The organism is Pseudescherichia vulneris (assembly GCF_902164725.1).
In the GTDB taxonomy this organism is placed as follows: domain Bacteria; phylum Pseudomonadota; class Gammaproteobacteria; order Enterobacterales; family Enterobacteriaceae; genus Pseudescherichia; species Pseudescherichia vulneris.
Map to the genome: position 1 here is coordinate 1716434 of NZ_LR607338.1, position 17581 is coordinate 1734014.

A 17581-nucleotide genomic window follows, 5' to 3' on the forward strand; every position below is an offset into this window, starting at 1 on the left:
TATGGGCTATGTATTCGAAAATAAAACGGTCGTCATTACCGGGGCTGCAAAAGGTATTGGCGAGGGCATCGCCAGAAAGTTTGCCGATGCGGGCGCGAATCTGGTGCTGTCGGATTACTCAGCAGAGGTCATAGAGACCGCCGAGCGACTGAGAGAGGAGTACCATGAAAATATTATCTCCTTCGTCGCCGACGTCACCAACGAAGAGCAGGTTACTGAGCTCTACAGCCTCGCGCATCGCACCTTTGGCAGTATCGATGTCTCTATCCAAAACGCCGGCATTATCACCATCGATCGCTTCGATAAAATGACGCGGCAGGAGTTTGATAACGTACTCAGCGTGAACACCACCGGCGTATGGCTATGCTGCCGCGAGGCCGCGAAGTATATGGTCAAACAGCAGGGCGGACGTTTGATCAACACCTCCTCCGGCCAGGGCCGCGTTGGCTTTATCTACACCCCGCACTACGCGGCCAGCAAAATGGGCGTGATCGGCATTACTCAAAGCCTCGCGCTTGAGCTGGCCCAGCACAACATTACGGTCAACGCATTCTGCCCTGGGATCATCGAAACCAATATGTGGGATTACAACGACCGCGTCTGGGGCGAGATCCTGAGCACGCCAGAGAAGCAGTATAAAAAAGGCGAGCTTATGGACGAATGGGTGCAGGGGATCCCCCTCAAGCGGGCGGGCAAACCTGCCGACGTTGCCGGGCTGGTGGCGTTTCTGGCATCCGAAGATGCGGCCTACATTACGGGGCAAACCATCAACGTTGATGGCGGCTTGATCATGTCGTAACACATTTGGAGTGAAATCATGGATAAACACTTTTCCCAAAGACTGTTTGATTTAAGCGATCGCGTCGCGTTTGTCACCGGGGCAGGCAGCGGTATTGGTCAAATGATTGCTTACGGCTTTGCCAGTGCGGGGGCAAAGGTGGCCTGCTTCGATCTGCGCGAGGATGGCGGCCTGTTGGAAACCGTAAGCACGATTCAGGAGATGGGCGGCAGCGCCTTTGCCTATACCGGCGATGTACGCGATATTACCCATCTGCGCGCTGCCATCGCCGAGGTGAAGAGACAGTTCGGTCGTCTTGATGTGGCGCTCAACGCCGCCGGGATTGCCAACGCTAATCCGGCGCTGGAGATGGAGCACGATCAGTGGCAGCGGGTTATCGATATCAACCTGACCGGCATCTGGAACAGCTGTAAAGCCGAGGCGGAGCTGATGCTGGAGAGCGGCGGCGGCTCGATCATCAATATCGCCTCCATGTCCGGCGTGATTGTAAACCGCGGGCTGGAGCAGGCTCATTACAACTGCTCCAAGGCGGGGGTGATCCACTTAAGCAAAAGCCTGGCGATGGAGTGGGCGGAGAAAAATATCCGCGTTAACACGATTAGCCCAGGCTACACGGCGACGCCGATGAACACCCGTCCAGAGATGGTGCACCAGACAAAATCGTTTGAGAGCCAGACGCCTATGCAGCGTATGGCAAAGATTGAAGAGATGGCGGGCCCGGCAATTTTCCTTGCCGCGGATGCCTCGTCGTTCTGCACCGGCGTGGATCTACTGGTCGATGGCGGGTTTGTTTGCTGGTAGCAAAGAGCAGGCAATAGATAAAAAAAGGGTCACTCTTAAGTGACCCTTTTTCGTTACCATTTCAATTACAGCTTACGCGGCGTGGTCTCATGCGCGTGTTCATTTTCACGGCAGTCGCCTTCAGCGCAATGACCGTAGAGATAGAGGCTGTGGTTCGTCAGGCGGATGCCGTGCTTAGTGGCGATTTCACGCTGGCGAGCTTCGATAGAATCATCGCTGAACTCGATCACTTTGCCACAGTCGAGGCAGATCAGATGATCGTGGTGATGCTGCTGGGTCAGTTCGAAAACGGATTTGCCGCCTTCAAAGTTATGACGGGTGACAATCCCGGCATCATCAAACTGGTTAAGCACACGATACACGGTAGCCAGACCAATTTCCTCGCCCATGTCGATCAGTCGCTTGTATAAGTCTTCCGCACTGACATGATGGTTATCCGGTCCCTGAAGCACTTCCAGAATTTTTAAACGAGGAAGCGTGACTTTCAAGCCGGCCTTCTTTAATGCGGTGTTATTGTCAGTCATGCGGAGTCTGTCCTGTTGCTAATCGATTCACTTCCGAGGCGGAAGTTAATGAGAATGACCTTGAGTTAATGCGTCTCATTATAGAATTGCCACTTCTTAATGAAAACTACAAGTCCTCAAGTAAAGTATGCGTATAAAACGTGGTCTCGCCAACAAACAATCGTTGCGCAACCCGTTTGACCAGGGGATATTGTACAGGTATGTACGCGAAAGTTAAAAATTTGTAGCAATTATTTCTATTGCTTTTATCTATCAATAGCAGCGCAGCACTTAGGCTGCGCCGTCTATAATCAGGCGTTAACGATCTCATCCAGGTGCAGCTCTTCAGAGATCTGCTTCACCCACTTCTCAACGCGTTCGGCGGTCAGTTCCGGCTGGCGATCTTCGTCAATGGCCAGGCCCACGAAGTGATCGTCATCGGCCAGGCCTTTAGACGCTTCGAAGTGGTAACCGGCGGTTGGCCAGTGGCCGACGATGGTCGCGCCGTTAGGCTCAATGATATCACGAATGGTGCCGAGGGCATCACAGAAGTACTCTGCGTAGTCTTCCTGGTCGCCACAGCCGAACAGCGCTACCAGCTTACCGTTGAAGTCTACCTCTTCCAGCGTCGGGAAGAAGTCGTCCCAGTCGCACTGCGCTTCACCATAGTACCAGGTTGGAATGCCCAGCAGCAGGATATCATAGCCTTCCAGATCTTCTTTGCTGCTCTTGGCAATGTCATGCACGTCAGCAACGTCTGGACCAAGCTGCTTTTGGATCATCTTCGCGATATTTTCGGTGTTACCGGTGTCGCTACCGAAAAAAATGCCTGTAATTGCCATGAGTAAAATAACCTCTTGAAACTTAATGATATGGTGGTGGAGCACGGCCCACGGATAAGGGCAATAATAGCAGAACAGCGGCGTACGCGAAATTCGTAATCGCCCAGACTGCACTCTGTGCTACATGAAAGTGTGATTTGAAGTGATTTTCAGACGTCGCCCTGGCGGTGCAGGGCCTTGAGCTGGGTGAGCAACAGCTCTTCGATCAGCTCGCTACGGCTCATCTGCCGGGCATCGGCCAGCGCGTTGAGCGCCTCTACGGCGTCGGCGTTCATCTTCAGCTCGACGCGCTTAAGTCCACGAACTTTATCGCGTTTAAGCTGGTTGCGCTTGTTGATGCGTAGCTGCTCGTCACGCGAAAGCGGATTCGTTTTCGGTCGTCCCGGGCGACGCTCGTTCGCGAACAGATCTAGTGTCGTACGGTCCGTTTGTTCTTTTGCCATGATTTTGGGTGACGTCGAGGGAAAACAGGCTGCCAGGGTATCCCTGCGCGATTAGCGCGCCATCATACATCAGCAGAGCAGGGACGCCAACGACCGTAAGCCTCGCCGCGTCCGGTCGCCGGGTTTTTAATCAGCCCGCATCGTTGGCCAGGTAGCGGCGGATCGCCCGCAGCACCGCCTCAGGCTTTTCAGCGTGCACCCAGTGGCCAGCCCCGGCAATCACGTGCGCCCGCGCCTGCGGGAACTGGGCGAGCAGCGCATCGCGATGGGCCTCGGTGACGTAGGGCGACTGGCCGCCGCGAACAAACAGCGCCGGGCGATCCCAGGCTGGCACGGTCTGCCAGCCAATAATCTCTTCGTAGCACTCCCACAGCGTCGGCACGTTGAAGCGCCACTCGCCATCGATAAAGGATTTCAAAAGAAACTGAATAACGCCCTCTTCATGCAGCGTCTGGCGCATCAGGGCAGCGGCCTGCTGGCGGCTGGTGGCCCCGGCAGCCGTCACCGCCTTGATAGCGGCAAAAATCTCGTCGTGGCGGCGTACCTGATAGGCAACCGGGGCAATATCAATGGCAACCAGCTGGTCAATCCGTTCAGGGGCGAGTGCGGTAAGCGCCATGACCGCTTTGCCGCCCATGGAGTGGCCGATAAACGTCGCCTTCTCCAGGCCCTGCGTATCAAGGGTGTCCAGCAGGTCCTGCGCCATGGCCGGGTAGTTCATCTCCGGCGAGCGGGGAGAGAGACCATGGTTGCGCATATCGACCTGAATGATATCGTGATCGTTTACCAGATCGCGTGCCAGCACGCCGAGGTTGTCCAGGCTGCCAAACAGACCGTGGACAAGGACAATGGGAGAATTGTTGTGCGGATGTTGTGCAGATTGCGCTCGGGTATTCAATTTCATGGCAAAGTTCTTTTTTTCGCTCTGTCGGGTTAGGGTATTATGTTGACCATTCTACCGCCCGGCTGCAAGGGGTCGACGCGAACCGACTTTTGCCTGACGTTAACCGTTGTTGAGATTTCGCCTATAATCCCAACAGCTTGTATTCAGATAAGATACTCCACTGGATTAAAATGAAAACGATCGAAGTTGATGATGAGCTTTACAGCTATATTGCCAGCCACACCAAACACATCGGCGAGAGCGCATCCGAGATTTTACGCCGGATGCTGAAGTTTACCGCCAACGGCAGCAGGCCAGCGGCCACCGCCCCGAAAGAGGCCGCCATTGTCAACGTCCCGGCCGAGGTGAAGCCGGCTAATCCTGTGAAAGACAAAGTCCGTGCCATGCGCGAGCTGCTGCTGTCTGATGAATATGCAGAACAGAGAAAAGCGGTTAACCGCTTCATGCTGGTGCTGTCTACACTCTATTCATTGGATGAGAAAGCGTTTGCCGAGGCGACGGAGTCCCTGCATGGCCGTACCCGCGTCTACTTTGCGGGCGATCAGCAGACGCTGCTGCAAAACGGGGCACAGACCAAACCTAAGCACCTGGCAAATACGCCATACTGGGTGATCACAAATACGAATACGGACCGCAAACGTAGCATGGTGGAGCATATCATGCAGTCGATGCAGTTCCCGGTGGAGCTGATTGACAAGGTTTGCGGCACAATCTAACCCTTGCATAAGAAGGATCAGGCAATGGCAAATCATGAACGCGCAGGACAGCCTGCACAACAGAGCGATCTGATTAACGTCGCTCAGCTTACCGCGCAGTACTACGTGCTGAAGCCAGAAACGGGCAATAGCGAACATGCGGTAAAATTCGGTACCTCCGGGCACCGCGGCAGTTCGGTACGCCATAGCTTCAACGAGCCGCACATTCTGGCCATTGCACAGGCGATTGCCGAAGAGCGCGCTAAAAACGGTATCACCGGGCCGTGCTATGTCGGTAAGGATACCCACGCGCTCTCCGAGCCGGCGTTTATCTCCGTGCTGGAAGTGCTGGCTGCCAACGGCGTCGATATCATCGTGCAGGAGAACAACGGCTATACGCCAACGCCTGCGGTATCGAATGCTATCCTGGAGCACAACAAGCAGGGCGGCGTACAGGCTGACGGCATCGTCATTACCCCTTCGCACAACCCGCCGGAAGATGGCGGTATTAAATATAACCCACCTAACGGTGGCCCGGCCGACACCAACGTCACCAAGGTCGTTGAAGATCGCGCCAACGCTCTGCTGGCAGCCGGTCTGGAAGGGGTTAAGCGCATCTCTCTTGATGAAGCCATGGCCTCTGGCCGCGTGACCGAAAAAGATCTGGTTCAGCCGTTTATCGAAGGGCTGGCCGAGATCGTCGACATGGCCGCGATCCAAAAAGCCGGTCTGAAGCTGGGCGTCGACCCGCTGGGCGGCTCCGGTATCGAGTACTGGAAGCGCATTGCCGACTTCTACAAGCTGGATCTGACCATCGTTAACGATCAGGTCGATCAGACCTTCCGCTTTATGCATCTCGACAAAGATGGCGCGATCCGTATGGACTGCTCCTCTGAGTGTGCGATGGCTGGCCTGTTGGCGCTGCGCGATAAGTTCGATCTGGCTTTTGCCAACGATCCCGACTATGACCGTCACGGCATCGTCACCCCGGCAGGGCTGATGAACCCGAACCACTACCTGGCGGTAGCGATCAACTACCTGTTCCAGCACCGTCCGCAGTGGGGCAAAGAGGTAGCGGTAGGCAAGACGCTGGTCTCCTCGGCGATGATTGACCGCGTAGTCAACGATCTGGGCCGCAAGCTGGTAGAAGTGCCGGTTGGCTTCAAGTGGTTTGTTGACGGTCTGCACGACGGCAGCTTTGGTTTCGGCGGCGAAGAGAGCGCCGGGGCTTCGTTCCTGCGCTTTGACGGCACGCCGTGGTCCACCGATAAAGACGGTATCATCATGTGCCTGCTGGCTGCGGAAATCACCGCCGTTACCGGCAAAAACCCGCAGCAGCACTACGATGAGCTGGCCGAGCGCTTTGGCGCGCCGAGCTATAACCGCTTGCAGGCCGGAGCGACCTCCGCTCAAAAAGCGGCGCTGTCGAAGCTGTCGCCAGAGATGGTCAGCGCCAGCCAGCTGGCAGGGGATCCGATCACGGCGCGTCTGACGGCGGCACCGGGTAACGGTGCTTCTATTGGCGGGCTGAAGGTAATGACCGACAACGGCTGGTTTGCCGCACGTCCGTCCGGCACGGAAGATGCCTACAAGATTTACTGCGAAAGCTTCCTCGGTGAAGAGCACCGTAAGCTGATTGAGAAAGAAGCGGTAGAGATTGTCAGCGAAGTGCTGAAAAACGCCTGATGCTGTTAAGCGCCCGGCGGCAACGCGCTGCCGGGCGTTATTCTTTCCGGGTAATGTTTACTGTTTGATCACGTTACACCACACCGCCTTACGTCCCTCATGCTCCTGAATGTAGACCCCCTGTAGCTCCGGCGCGAAGCCTGGCAGCAGATTGATCCCCTCCTCAAGCGCGGTAAAGTAGCGCAGTACGGATCCGCCCCAAACTTCCCCCGGCACGACGCACAGTACGCCTGGCGGGTAGGGAAGCGCGCCCTCGGCGGCAATGCGTCCCTCGGCCTCGCTCAGCAGCACCAGCTCGCTCTCGCCGCGGATAAAGGCGTAGTTGGCCTCCTGAGGCGACATGCGCACCGGCGGTAAGCAGGCTTTACGGAACATCTCTTTCTGCAGCTGCTTAACGTTGTTGCGCGCATAGAGATCGTGCATCTCCTGGCAGAGCTGACGCAGGGTGTAACCGGCGTAGCGCGCCGGGTGCTGATGGTAGATTGACGGCAGCACCTCCTGTAGCGGCGCATCGCTGGCCAGCAGCGTCTCAAACTGCGCCAGCCGGGCCACCAGCTGCTGCAGCTTGCCCATATCTTCCGCAGGCGTAAGCAGGAAGAGGATGGAGTTAAGATCGCACTTCTCCGGCACCACGCCGTTTTCACGCAGATAGTTGGCGAGAATGGTCGCCGGGACGCCAAACTCCTCATATTCGCCGGTCGCCGCATCGATGCCCGGCGTGGTCAGCAGCAGCTTGCAGGGATCGATAAAGTACTGGTGCGGAGCATAGCCCTCGAAGGCGTGCCAGTTCTCACCGGGTACGAAGTGGAAGAAGCGCAGATCGCGGGCGATCTCGGCGGTTTTGTAAGAGTCCCACGGACGATTGTCTACGGTTGTGGGCACGAAAGGACGGATAAACCGGCACTGATCGAGGATCATCTTACGGGCCTCGATGCCCTGCTCAACGCAGCGCATCCACATCCGTTTCCCGCTCTCACCCTCGTGCATCCGGGCGTTAACGTCTAGCGCGGCAAAGAGCGGATAGAAGGGGCTGGTGGAGGCGTGCATCATAAAGGCATTGTTCAAACGCTTGTGCGGAACGTAGCGCGGCTGCCCCTTGATGTGGCTATCCTTTTTGTGGATCTGCGAGGTCTGGGAGAAGCCCGCCTGCTGCTTGTGCACCGACTGGGTAACCAGAATGCCGGGATCGTTCTCGTTGAGATCCAGCAGCAGCGGCGAGCAGTCGGCCATCATCGGAATAAACTGCTCGTAGCCCACCCATGCAGAGTCGAACAGGATGTAGTCGCAGAGGTGGCCAATGGTGTCCACAACCTGACGGGCGTTGTAAATGGTGCCGTCATAGGTGCCGAGCTGGATCACCGCCAGACGGAACGGGCGCTGGCGCTGGGTATGTTCAGGGGAGACCTCTGCCACCAATTCGCGGAGGTAGGGCTCTTCAAAGCAATGGGCATCAATGCCGCCGATAAAGCCGTAGGGATTACGCGCCGTCTCCAGGTAGACCGGCGTGGCCCCGGCCTGCAGCAGCGCGCCGTGATGGTTAGACTTGTGGTTGTTGCGATCGAACAGCACCAGATCGCCCGGTGCCAGCAGGGCGTTAAGCACCACCTTGTTCGCCGACGAGGTGCCATTGAGAACGAAGTAGGTCTTATCGGCGTTAAACACCTTGGCCGCATGCTGCTGGGCCAGGCAGGGAGCACCCTCGTGGATCAGCAGATCGCCCATCGCCACGTCGGCATTGCAGAGATCGGCCCGGAACAGCGCTTCGCCAAAGAAATCCACAAACTGGCTGCCGGTAGGATGGCGGCGGAAAAATTGCCCGCCCTGGTGGCCCGGGCAGTCAAAGGCGCTGTTGCCCTGCTTGACATAGTCCATGAGGGCGCTGAAAAAGGGCGGACGCAGCCCGCGCTCATATTTCAGCGCGGCGGCCTCAAGCTGACGGCTATAATATTCACGGTTGGCGTTACCGTATTGAAAGACGCCGTAGATGTCGGGCAGGTAAGTTGCCGGAACAAATTCTGCCTCATGGGTCATCACAAAAACAGGAATATTAAATCCGGTCTCCTCAATTTTTTCCACCATCCCTTTATGGATGTCGTTAATAGAGAGTACGGCAGCAGCGACGTCAATAAAGTCGCTGTCGTGCAGATCGATAATATCACGGCGGGTAGAAATAGAGTCGTGACAGGCCCGGCTGGCCGCTATTTTCAAGCGTTGCATAGTACGTCCTTATTTTAGGTAAAAGCCATCCCTCAACTCTTATAATGAATTGATTTTACAGGTTGGGATATAGCGTGAAGCTAACTGATGTCGGGGCCATTCTATCGACGGATTTAATTTTCACCGTGAGGTTGATCAATAAAAATAGCGCGCAGAGGAGATATTTAAATTTAATTTTGAGTTATTACACCGTTATTTAAAAGGTTGGAATTAACCTGTGGAATTAAATGTCAGCGTAAAAGGAAAATAAATATTTACAGCATAAAGCGGTAACCAATTCCGGTTTCGGTAATAAAGTGTCGCGGGCGGGCCGGATCGTTTTCCAGCTTTTGGCGCAGGTGGCCCATATAAATACGCAAATAGTGGCTGTGTTCAACCGCGTTAGGACCCCACACCTCGCGCAGCAGCTGTCGCTGGGTGAGCACCTTACCGTGATGGCCTATCAGCACCGCCAGCAGGCGAAACTCAATGGGCGTCAGATGGATCTCCTCCTCGCCACGCTGAATGCGCCTGGCGACCAGGTCAACGCGCACATCAGAGAAGGTTATCAGCGGATCGCTCTGACTGGCGCTGCCGTGGCGGCGAAGCGCCACCCGCAGGCGCGCCTGTAGCTCCCCAATGCCAAACGGCTTGCTGAGATAGTCATCCGCCCCGGCGTCGAGGGCAGCGATTTTATCCTGCTCCTCGACGCGGGCCGAGAGCACGATGATCGGCGTCTGGCTCCACTGGCGGAGATCGCGAATAAAATCGAGGCCGTCACCGTCGGGCAGGCCAAGATCGAGGATAATCGCATCGGGTTTGCGCGTTGCCGCTTCCAGCAGGCCGCGCTGTAGGGTCTGCGCCTCGTGTACCCGCAGGCCATCAGCCTCCAGCGCGGCGCGCACAAAGCGAACGATAGCCTGCTCATCCTCTACGATTAAAATGTTAATCACGCTTCTCCGGTTAACTCGTCAAGCGCTGGCGGCGCGGTTTGCGGGAGTGTAACACGAAAGCACGCTCCCCCCTCGGGTCGGTTGACAACGGCGATCGTGCCGCCGTGAACCTCAACAATGGCTTCGCAGATAGCCAGCCCCAGCCCCACGCCGGGAATAGCAGACTCTTTGTTACCCCGGGCGAATTTAGCAAAAATGGCCTGCTCTTGCCCCGCCGGGATCCCCGGCCCGCTATCCCACACCTCCAGCCGGAGCTGGTTCTCCTCCCGGCAGGCGTTAATGCCGATCGTCGCCGCAGGCCCGGCATATTTCATGGCGTTCTCTAACAGGTTAACCAGCACGCGCTCAAACAGCGGGCCGTCGACCCGTACCAGCATCAGTGGGTCGGGCAGGGCCAGCTGTACCGGCCGCCCGCCGCTGATTGCATCCAGCGCTTGCAGGGCGCTACCGACGATCTCCTCCAGCGTTAGCCACTCCAGCTTCAGGCTGAAACCGCCGGACTGGATGCGCGCCATATCAAGCAGGTTATTCACCAGCCGGGTCATGCTCAATACCTGCTGGCGGATCTCGCTGGCCTGCGGAGCATGTTTTGAACCGTTGCTGGCTAGATCGAGGGTCAAAATCTCCGCCTGACCAAACAGCACGGTGAGCGGAGTACGCAGATCGTGAGAGAGCGCCGCCAGCAGCGAGTGACGAATGCTCTCCCGCTCGCTGGTGAGCCTGGCGTGCTGTTCGCTGGTGGTTAATGCCAGTCGCTCCAGCGCGCTGGTCACCAGCAGGGCGAAGGTCTCCAGCAGGCGCTGCTGCTCGGGGATCATCAGCTGACGCAGGCTGGCTGGCTCGACGATCGCCACCCCCCAGGTTTTATCCCCGTTTTTCAGGGGCAAAATAAGGTAGGGCACGCCGGGCAGGGTATCGGTGCCAGCACCGGCGGGCAGGCCTTTACTCAGGCTCCACTGAGCGATGGCTTCATCCCACGGGGTCATGCTCTGCGCAGGCGTTACCGCCCGCAGCTTACCGCTCTCGTCCGGGAGCAGGATCTGGCTACGGGCATGGAAGGTTGACTGGATAAACTTTTCGCCGGTGAGGGCGATATCCTGCTCGCTGCGACCCACCGCCAGCGCTTTTGACATCTCATACAGATGGCGGGTCCGCTGCTCGCGGTAGCGGGCGATGCGGGCCTGATAGCGAACCCCTGCGGTCAGGTTGCCGATCACCAGCCCTACCGTTAGCATCACGCCAAAGGTCAGCAGGTATTGGACGTCGGAGACCGCCAGCGTGCCGCGCGGAGCAATAAAAAAGAGATCGAAGCTGATGACATTAATGATGGTCGCCAGCACCGATGGCCAGCGCCCGTAGAGCAGGGCCACGATCACTACCCCGAGCAGGTAGAGCATCACCAGGTTGGCGGCGTCGAAAGCGATCAGCCACTGGCTGGCAATAAAAGTGATCAGGGCGCAGAGCGCAATCGCCACCAGTCCGCCGGTGATCTGTACCCGCCACTTCTCCATCAATGGACGGGCGTCGACGGGGCGCGACAAATAAGAAGAGGCGCTCTCTTCAACGGCAACGACCAGCAGATCGAGATCGGGCGCGTGGCGGGCAAGGCGCTCGGCGAAAGAGGGGGGATGCCACCAGCGGCGCTGGCCCTGGCGGCCAATGACGATTTTGCCCAGGTTATGCTCCCGGGCGTAGCGCAGCACGGCCCGCTCCTCCGCGGGATCGGCAAGGGTGGCGGTCTCCGCCCCCAGCGACTGCGCCAGCCGCAGGGCGCTTAAAATGGCCCGCCGCTGCTGGGCGGGCAGCTTGTGCAGGGTGGGCGTCTCAACGTAGACCGCATGCCAGACGCTGCCCAGCTTCGCCGCCAGCCGCGCGGCGGTACGCACTAGCTTCTCATTGCCCTGACCGTGACCGATGCAGAGCAAAATGGCGTCGCGGGTATGCCAGACCTTCTCCAGGCCCTCGTTGTCGCGCCAGGCACGCATCTGGGAATCAACGCGGTCGGCGGTGCGCCGCAGAGCCAGCTCGCGCAGGGCGATCAGGTTGCCCTTGCGAAAGAAGTGCTCGATAGCGCGCTCGGCCTGGCCGCCGATATAGACCTTACCCTCGTGCAGGCGCTGACGAAGATCGTCCGGCGGCAGGTCAACCAGCACCACGTCGTTGGCGGCATCAAAAAAGGGATCCGGCACGGTCTCCCGCACCTGGATCCCGGTCACGCCGCTCACCACATCGTTCAGGCTCTCCAGATGCTGCACGTTGAGGGTGGTAAAGACGTCAATGCCCGCCTCCAGCAGCTCGTCGACATCCTGCCAGCGCTTCGGATGGCGGGAGCCGGGAGCGTTGGTGTGGGCCAGTTCGTCCATCAGGATCAGCGCCGGACGCCGGGCCAGCGCCCCGTCGAGGTCGAACTCTGCCAGACGCCGCCCCCGATGGTTAATGGCGTTGAGCGGCAGGATCGCCAGGTTTTCCAGCATTGCCGCCGTCTCCTGACGGCCGTGGGTCTCAACCACGCCCGCCACGATATCCAGCCCCTGCGCCCGCAGCCGTTGCGCTTCGGCGAGCATGGCGAAGGTTTTGCCCACCCCCGCACAGGCCCCGAAAAAGATCTTCAGCTTGCCGCGATGCGTGCTGCTGGCCTGCTCAAGCAGGCGATCGGGATCGGGACGCAACGGCTCGTCTGTCATTTAGGTGTGTCCTTATACGCATCAAGGGCGAGGTTTAGCTCCACAATATTCACTCCCGGCTCGCCGGTAAAGCTCAGCAGCGGTTTGTGGGTGTGTTTGGCGACCAACTCTGCAACCTGCGCAGTCGACAGGTTACGCGCCGCCGCTATACGTGGGATCTGCCAGGCCGCGGCCTGCGGCGACAGGCCGTAATCCAGCCCGCTGGCGGAGGCGGTAACCAGCTCAACCGGCACGCGCGGGTTAGCCTGCGGATTGGCGGCGCGCAACGCCGCGATGCGGGCGGTGAACGCCTCATCCAGCGCCGGATTGCTGCCCGCCAGATTGCTGCCCCCCGACGCCTGCGGATTATAGGGCGCGTCGGCGGTGGCGGAAGGGCGGCCATGGAAGTAGCCCGGCGCGCTAAACTCCTGGCCGATCAGGCGCGACCCACGGATCTGGTTATCCTCCAGGATCAGCGAGCCGTTGGCCTGCGCTGGAAACAGCCCCTGGCCGAGCAGGGTAGTGACCAGCGGATAGAGCCCGCCGGTGATCAGCGTTAACAGCAGCAGGAGAAGAAACGCGGAACGAAGTGACGTCATGGTGTGATCCTCTTAAACCAGGCCGAAAAGCGTTAACAGCAGATCGATCGCTTTGATGCCGATAAAGGGCACGATCAGCCCACCGAGACCGTAGATCCACAGATTACGGCGCAGCATCGCCTGGGCTGAAAGCGGCGTATAGCTCACCCCTTTTAAGGCCAGCGGGATCAGGACGATAATGATCAGCGCATTAAAAATCACCGCGCTGAGGATCGCCGAGCTGGGTGAATGGAGGTGCATAATATTCAGGGCGTTCAGCGGCGGATAGGTCACCGCAAACGCAGCGGGAATGATGGCAAAGTACTTCGCCACGTCGTTGGCGATGCTGAAGGTCGTCAGCGAGCCACGGGTCATCAGCATCTGTTTGCCAATATGCACCACCTCGATCAGCTTGGTGGGGTTGGAGTCGAGATCCACCATGTTGCCCGCCTCCTTGGCCGCCTGAGTCCCGGAGTTCATCGCCACCGCCACGTCGGCCTGGGCCAGCGCTGGGGCATCGTTGGTGCCGTCTCCGGTCATTGCAACCAGCCGACCTTCGGCCTGGTACTGGCGGATCAGCGCCAGCTTGGCTTCCGGCGTCGCCTCGGCCAGAAAGTCATCCACCCCTGCCTCGGCGGCAATGGCGGCGGCGGTCAGGCGGTTATCCCCGGTGATCATCACCGTTTTAATGCCCATCTTGCGCAGCTGGGCAAAGCGCGCCTTGATCCCGCCTTTGACCACATCCTTCAGAGGGATCACCCCCAGCACCCGGTTGCCCTCGGCGACCACCAGCGGCGTCGCGCCCCGGCTCGCCACCTGTTCAACCAGGGCGTCGACCTCGGCAGGAAACTCGCCGCCGTTGGCGGCAATGTGACGGCGCAGAGCATCGACCGAGCCCTTACGGATCTGCCGATCCTGAATGTTGATGCCGCTCATTCGTGTCTGGGCGGTGAAGGGGACAAAGGTGGCGTTCAGGCTCTGGACGTCGCGCTCGCGCAGATTAAAGCGCTGCTTCGCCAGCACCACGATGCTGCGCCCCTCTGGGGTCTCATCCGCCAGCGACGCCAGCTGGGCCGCATCGGCCAGGGTTTGCTCGTCCACGCCTTTAGCCGGTAAAAATTCGGCGGCCTGGCGGTTGCCAAGGGTGATGGTGCCGGTTTTATCCAGCAGCAGCACGTCGATATCCCCCGCCGCCTCTACCGCCCGGCCGCTGGTGGCGATGACGTTCGCCCCGAGCATCCGGCTCATCCCGGCGACGCCGATGGCAGAGAGCAGGCCCCCGATAGTGGTCGGGATCAGACACACCAGCAGGGCGACCAGCACGGTGACGCTCACCGCTGTTCCACCCCAGGCGGAGAAGGGCCAGAGGGTAGCGGTGGCCAGCAGGAAGACAATCGTCAGGGCTACCAGCAGAATGGTCAGCGCGATCTCGTTGGGCGTTTTTCGCCGCTGCGCGCCTTCGACCATGGCAATCATCCGGTCGAGGAAGGTCTCGCCGGGGTTGACGCTGCAGCGGATCACCAGCCAGTCAGAAAGGATGCGCGTCCCACCGGTAACCGAGGCAAAATCACCCCCGGATTCACGGATCACCGGGGCAGACTCGCCGGTAATGGCACTCTCATCCACCGACGCGCCGCCCTCAATGGCCTCGCCGTCGCAGGGGATGATATCGCCTGCTTCCACCAGCACCACGTCGCCCCGGCGCAGGTCGGCTGCAGGGATGCGATCGGTTGCTGCACCATACTGCGGGGAGCGCAGTTTGCGGGCGAAGGCGGTTTTATTGACGCCTTTCAGGCTGCTGGCCTGGGCTTTACTCCGCCCCTCGGCCAGCGCTTCGGCGACGTTGGCAAACAGCACGGTAAACCACAGCCAGAGGCTAATCGCGCCGGTAAAGGCCGCGCTGCCGCTGAGATAACCTGTGGCCATGGCAATCGCCAGCAGGGTAGTGAGCAGGCTGCCGATCCAGACGATAAACATCACTGGGTTACGCCACTGCACCCGTGGGTTGAGTTTTACAAAAGAGGCTATTAGTGCCTCGCGAACCAGTGCGGGTTCAAACAGGGCAAGTTGCTTACGACTCATAAAGGCTCCCGCCAGGCTTAGCGTAAGGAAAGGTGTTCCGCGATTGGACCTAAGGCCAGCGCGGGGATAAAGGTCAGCGCGCCAACGAGCAGCACGGTGCCGATCAGCAGGCCAACAAACAGCGCGCCGTGGGTAGGCAGCGTACCGGGGCTGACGGGCTGGCTCTTTTTCATCACCAGCGAGCCGGCGATGGCCATGACCGGGACGATCACGCCAAAGCGGCCGACAAACATGCAGAACGCCAGCAGACAGTTCCAGAACGGGGTATTGGCGCTGAGACCGGCAAAGGCGCTACCGTTGTTGTTGGCTGCGGACGAGACGGCGTAGAGCACCTCGCTAAAGCCATGCGCCCCAGGGTTTAGCATGCCCGCGCGTCCGACGTCGGTCATCATTGCCAGCGCCGTACCGAGCAGCACCAGCGCAGGGGTAACGAGGATCGCCAGCGCGGTCATCTTCATCTCCCGCACGTCGATCTTTTTCCCCAGATACTCCGGCGTGCGGCCGATCATCAGCCCGGCGATAAATACCGCCAAAAGCACAAAGAGCAGCATGCCGTAGAGGCCCGAACCGACCCCGCCGAAGACTACCTCGCCAATCTGCATCAGCCACAGCGGCACCATGCCCCCCAGCGCGGTAAAGGAGTCGTGCATCGCATTGACCGCGCCGCAGGAGGCCGCGGTGGTCACTACCGCAAAGAGGCTGCTGGCGAGGATGCCAAAGCGGCTCTCTTTCCCCTCCATATTGGCGGTGCCGTCCGCCCCCAGCGTCAGCAGATGCGGGTTGCCGTTCAGCTCGGCCCACATCACCAGCCCGGCGCAAATGACAAAAATAATCGACATCGCCCAGAGGATGGCGTGGCCCTGCCGACGGTCGCCTACCGCATCACCGAAGGCGAAGCACAGCGCCGTGGGGATCAGGAAAATGGCCAGCATCTGGAGGAAGTTGGTCAGCGCCGTCGGGTTCTCAAACGGATGTGCGGAGTTGGCGTTAAAGAAGCCCCCGCCGTTGGTCCCTAGCATCTTGATCGCCTCCTGCGAGGCGACCGGCCCCATTGGCAGCAGACCCTTGACGCCCTCCAGCGAGGTGTAGGGCTGATACGCATTGAGGTTTTGCAGCGCACCCTGCTGGATAAAAATCAGCGCCAGCAGCAAGGAGAGGGGCAGCAGGATCCACAGGGTGATACGGGTGATATCTATCCAGGCATTACCCAGCGTGTTAACGCTTTTGCGGGAAAAGGCGCGGATCAGGGCGAAGATCACCGCCATCCCGCTGGCAGCAGAGAGAAAGTTCTGCACCGTCAGGCCGACCATCTGGCTGAAGTAGCTCAGCGTGCTCTCGCCGCTATAGGATTGCCAGTTGGTGTTCGCCACAAAGCTTACGGCGGTATTCAGTGCCAGATGCCACGACAGTCCAGGCAGCTGCTGTGGGTTAAACGGCAGCTGCGCCTGAAACGTCAGGATCAAAAACAGAACCAGCACGCCGAGCAGGTTGATGGCGAGGATCGCCAGTAAATAGTGACGCCACGTCATCTCCTTCGGCTGGATGCCGGTGATGCGCCAGATGCCACGCTCAATCGCCGCGGTGCCGGGCAACGATCTGTCCGCAATCAGCCTCGCCAGCAGCGTCCCCAGCGGACGCGCCAGCAGAAACAGCACCAGTAAAAAGCTGGCAATCAGTAAAAACGCCTGTGCCGCCATTAGAAGGCCTCCGCGTTAATCAGGGCATAAACCAGATAGCCCAACAACAGGAAAACCAGTACCACACCGGTTATCACGCCTGCACTCACACTCCACCTCCGTGGTGTTCTTAGGATGTGCAGTGAAGGTAGGATTTTCGGCGCAAAGATTTTGCAAAAATTGGCGAGGCGGGTGTAAAAAAAGTATAAAAATCAGAAAGGCACAATTTAACTAATGTTTAGTATTAATTTAACTATTCTGTAACTTTCCTACGCGACAAGGGTAAATATTTCGGCAACAGTGAAAAAATAGTGGTCGGATGAGTAGTAAAATTACAGCCAAAGCGGTACTATTTTAACCAGTAAAGTAAGTTGATTATTTCGGTGAACATTACCGGCACGCCAGCCTCGTGAAGGATAGCGGGGTAAAAAGGGGGAAAAACGTATGTCTCTATATCATGATTATCCAGTGCATGTGATCTTAGCCCGGCGCGTTTTTGCCGTGGTGGTAGGCGTAGCGGCGCTGCCGTTTATGCTGTTCTGGAAAGATCGCGCTCGTTTCTACAGCTATCTGCACCGCGTCTGGGCGAAAACCAGCGATAAGCCGGTATGGATGGATCAGGCCGAAAAAGTAGCCTGCGATTTCTATTAAATAAAAGGGCAAAGCCCACACAGCAGCTAAGCAAACCGCCCTTCGGGGCGGTTTTTTTATGCGTGGAATGTGAAAAACCTTAAGGGCTGTAGGCCTGATAAGCGTAGCG

16 protein-coding genes are annotated in these 17581 nt (G+C 58.5%); 5 read left to right on the top strand and 11 right to left on the bottom strand.

From position 1 onward, the window contains the following. Window position 1: 1 nt before the first annotated feature. Both FN633_RS07215 and FN633_RS07220 read left to right on the top strand, forming a co-directional pair. Window positions 2–799 (top strand): SDR family oxidoreductase, encoded by a 798-nt coding sequence (locus FN633_RS07215; RefSeq protein WP_042392090.1) that lies wholly within the window; start codon window positions 2–4, stop codon window positions 797–799. Between the two features lie 18 nt (window positions 800–817). After that, window positions 818–1600, top strand: coding sequence for an SDR family oxidoreductase (locus tag FN633_RS07220; RefSeq protein ID WP_425049146.1), 783 nt, complete (start codon window positions 818–820; stop codon window positions 1598–1600). 65 nt (window positions 1601–1665) lie between these two features. Here FN633_RS07220 and fur read toward each other — a convergent pair whose 3' ends face one another. The 4 genes from fur to ybfF form a co-directional block, all read right to left on the bottom strand. Beyond that, the gene (fur, locus tag FN633_RS07225; RefSeq protein WP_042392094.1) at window positions 1666–2124 is read right to left on the bottom strand and encodes a ferric iron uptake transcriptional regulator; all 459 of its coding nucleotides are present in this window, start codon (window positions 2122–2124) and stop codon (window positions 1666–1668) included. A 290-nt stretch (window positions 2125–2414) separates the two neighbouring features. Then, complete coding sequence (fldA, locus tag FN633_RS07235) at window positions 2415–2945, bottom strand: flavodoxin FldA (protein WP_042392096.1); 531 nt, start codon at window positions 2943–2945, stop codon at window positions 2415–2417. Window positions 2946–3094: 149 nt separating this feature from the next. Next, window positions 3095–3388: a LexA regulated protein gene (gene ybfE / locus FN633_RS07240; protein ID WP_042392097.1), complete on the bottom strand. Its 294-nt coding sequence runs from the start codon at window positions 3386–3388 to the stop codon at window positions 3095–3097. A gap of 130 nt (window positions 3389–3518) precedes the next feature. Further along, the gene (gene ybfF / locus FN633_RS07245) at window positions 3519–4292 is read right to left on the bottom strand and encodes an esterase (protein ID WP_154057249.1); all 774 of its coding nucleotides are present in this window, start codon (window positions 4290–4292) and stop codon (window positions 3519–3521) included. Window positions 4293–4462: 170 nt separating this feature from the next. On the opposite strand from ybfF, the gene seqA reads away from it, so the two are divergent. After that, window positions 4463–5008 carry a replication initiation negative regulator SeqA gene (gene seqA, locus FN633_RS07250; protein WP_154057250.1) on the top strand — a complete coding sequence of 182 codons (546 nt, stop codon included), beginning with the start codon at window positions 4463–4465 and terminating at the stop codon, window positions 5006–5008. A 24-nt stretch (window positions 5009–5032) separates the two neighbouring features. Next, window positions 5033–6673 (top strand): phosphoglucomutase (alpha-D-glucose-1,6-bisphosphate-dependent), encoded by a 1641-nt coding sequence (gene pgm, locus FN633_RS07255; RefSeq protein ID WP_154057251.1) that lies wholly within the window; start codon window positions 5033–5035, stop codon window positions 6671–6673. Between the two features lie 57 nt (window positions 6674–6730). Here pgm and speF read toward each other — a convergent pair whose 3' ends face one another. The 7 genes from speF to kdpF all read right to left on the bottom strand — a co-directional run bounded on the left by speF (window position 6731) and on the right by kdpF (window position 16931). Beyond that, the gene (gene speF / locus FN633_RS07260) at window positions 6731–8890 is read right to left on the bottom strand and encodes an ornithine decarboxylase SpeF (RefSeq protein WP_154057252.1); all 2160 of its coding nucleotides are present in this window, start codon (window positions 8888–8890) and stop codon (window positions 6731–6733) included. Between the two features lie 254 nt (window positions 8891–9144). Continuing rightward, window positions 9145–9822 (bottom strand): two-component system response regulator KdpE, encoded by a 678-nt coding sequence (gene kdpE / locus FN633_RS07265; RefSeq protein WP_154057253.1) that lies wholly within the window; start codon window positions 9820–9822, stop codon window positions 9145–9147. Continuing rightward, window positions 9819–12506, bottom strand: a complete 2688-nt coding sequence (kdpD, locus tag FN633_RS07270) for a two-component system sensor histidine kinase KdpD (RefSeq protein ID WP_154057254.1) — start codon at window positions 12504–12506, stop codon at window positions 9819–9821. Before kdpD ends, kdpE begins: the two co-directional genes overlap by 4 nt. Beyond that, window positions 12503–13084, bottom strand: a complete 582-nt coding sequence (gene kdpC, locus FN633_RS07275) for a potassium-transporting ATPase subunit KdpC (protein ID WP_154057255.1) — start codon at window positions 13082–13084, stop codon at window positions 12503–12505. Before kdpC ends, kdpD begins: the two co-directional genes overlap by 4 nt. A 12-nt stretch (window positions 13085–13096) precedes the next feature. Continuing rightward, the gene (gene kdpB / locus FN633_RS07280; protein ID WP_154057256.1) at window positions 13097–15145 is read right to left on the bottom strand and encodes a potassium-transporting ATPase subunit KdpB; all 2049 of its coding nucleotides are present in this window, start codon (window positions 15143–15145) and stop codon (window positions 13097–13099) included. Between the two features lie 17 nt (window positions 15146–15162). After that, window positions 15163–16842, bottom strand: a complete 1680-nt coding sequence (kdpA, locus tag FN633_RS07285) for a potassium-transporting ATPase subunit KdpA (protein WP_154057257.1) — start codon at window positions 16840–16842, stop codon at window positions 15163–15165. Beyond that, window positions 16842–16931, bottom strand: a complete 90-nt coding sequence (kdpF, locus tag FN633_RS07290) for a K(+)-transporting ATPase subunit F (RefSeq protein WP_042392117.1) — start codon at window positions 16929–16931, stop codon at window positions 16842–16844. Before kdpF ends, kdpA begins: the two co-directional genes overlap by 1 nt. A gap of 334 nt (window positions 16932–17265) precedes the next feature. Here kdpF and FN633_RS07295 point away from each other — a divergent pair, with 334 nt between their 5' ends. After that, complete coding sequence (locus FN633_RS07295) at window positions 17266–17472, top strand: DUF2517 family protein (RefSeq protein WP_154057258.1); 207 nt, start codon at window positions 17266–17268, stop codon at window positions 17470–17472. The last annotated feature ends 109 nt before the right edge of the window (window positions 17473–17581 follow it).